A 1,731-nucleotide genomic window follows, 5' to 3' on the forward strand; every position below is an offset into this window, starting at 1 on the left:
CCCGGGGTTTTCGTGATGGTGGGGCCTGCAAGGTGTGTTTAAGCGACGAAAGGTGCTTCTGAGCTGGGAAAATAGTGTTGTTGACGCACTTTTATACCGGCTGAAAGAAGCACCTTTCTGATGTCCAAGATTACCGGAGTTTTCCCGTCTCTTCCTGTCGCCATGACAGAGCAATCTCTGGTCTCCCACGCGGGGCTGAACGTGGTGACGTCTCTGATTGACGCGCTCGGGTTCCGGGACTTGAGCGAGGACCGTTTGAGTCAGTTCGTCCCCTCTGGTGCCCGGCATCGGCCGGGCACGATCCTGGGCTCGTTGGCGGTGATGCTCGCCGGCGGCGGGGAACACGTCTCGGATCTGGACATCCTCCGGACCGGTTCCGGCGTCTTCGGAAACGTTGCCTCGAACGCGACCGTCTCACGGTTCTTCGAGCGGATTGTCGCCAACCCGGACGTCTTCGACTACGGCTTCGCCACGTTGACGCGCCAGCTGCGCTCACGAGTCTGGGGAGCTGCCGGGGACCGGAACCCGGCGCTGCAGGCCACCGCCCTGGATCCGCTGATCCTGGACCTTGATGCCACCCTCGTAACCTCCCATAGCGATAAGGAACAAGCCGTCGGCACCTACAAGGGCGGATATGGTTTCGCCCCCTTCATCGCCAGCGTCGATTACGGTGCGGGCAACGGGACCGGGGAAATCTTGGCCGCGTTGATGCGTCCAGGCAACGCCGGAGCCAACAGCGCACAAGACCACATCACGGTGTTCGCCCAGGCCATTGAACAGCTCCCGGACGACTTCTACGACGGACACGGCGAGCTCATCGGGGACAAGGTGCTGGTGCGCACCGACAGCGCCGGGGCGTCAAGGAAGTTCCTGCACTACCTGGCATCGCTGGGCGTTCAGTTCACGGTGTCCTACCCGGTGCCGATCACCAAAGCCCACATGGTCGCCTGGATCAACGACAAAGCGCACTGGCAGCCGGCCCTGGACCAAAACGGTAAGGAACGCACCAATGCGTGGGTTATCAATGCCACCGAGATCTTCGGGCTCACCGACTATCCGGCCGGGACGAACTTGTTCCTGCGTGCCGAACCCCTCCACCCCGGGGCGCAGGGAACACTGCTCGATGTCGACGGGCACAGAATCACGGCTTTCCTGACGAACTCGCCGCGCTGGCACGGGCCTACCCTTGATGCCCGGCATCGGGCCCGGGGACGGTGTGAGAACCGGATCAAAACCCTGAAGAACACTGGCCTCGGGAAACTGCCGTTCTTCGACTTCCACGCCAACCAGGCGTGGGCACACATCGCCGCTCTGGCCATGAACCTGGTTTCCTGGCTGCAACTGGCTATCCTGCCAGCCGGGCATAAAGCCCGCGGCTGGGACATCAAACGGTGGCGGTACCGGCTCTTCGCCACCGCCGGGAAAATCATCACCCGGGCCCGCACGAAACGGCTACTGATCCCCAGCAAAACACCGGAAACTGCAACGATCACCACACTCCTGGCCGCCATCACCGGGCTGAAGCGCCGCTTCCGACAACGGATCCCGCGCCCGGTCTGAGACCAGACCAGCCAGCCTCTGCAACCACCGAAACACCCCATCGGAGACGTGGAACCCGACGCCAAGCCAGCGACAACAGGCCCCACCAACGAGCCCAAAACCACAAAATCACCCGAAGCAGGAATCAACCGCCAGCGCAGCGACCAAACCGACGATCATGAAAAATCCGGG

The 1,731-nt window shown here is 62.3% G+C and carries 1 protein-coding gene; it reads left to right on the top strand.

Annotated features, from left to right (window positions below):
- The first annotated feature begins 120 nt into the window (after nucleotides 1-120).
- Nucleotides 121-1,560, top strand: a complete 1,440-nt coding sequence (locus tag IWX62_RS16120; RefSeq protein WP_196842425.1) for an IS1380 family transposase — start codon at nucleotides 121-123, stop codon at nucleotides 1,558-1,560.
- Nucleotides 1,561-1,731 lie beyond the last annotated feature (171 nt).

Source organism: Arthrobacter sp. CAN_A1 (genome assembly GCF_015751665.1).
Taxonomy (GTDB): Bacteria; Actinomycetota; Actinomycetes; order Actinomycetales; family Micrococcaceae; genus Arthrobacter_D.

Coding starts and splice junctions, on each gene's coding strand:
- IWX62_RS16120 (WP_196842425.1), top strand. CDS start 121: ATGTCCAAGATTACCGGAGTTTTCCCGTCTCTTCCTGTCGCCATGACA.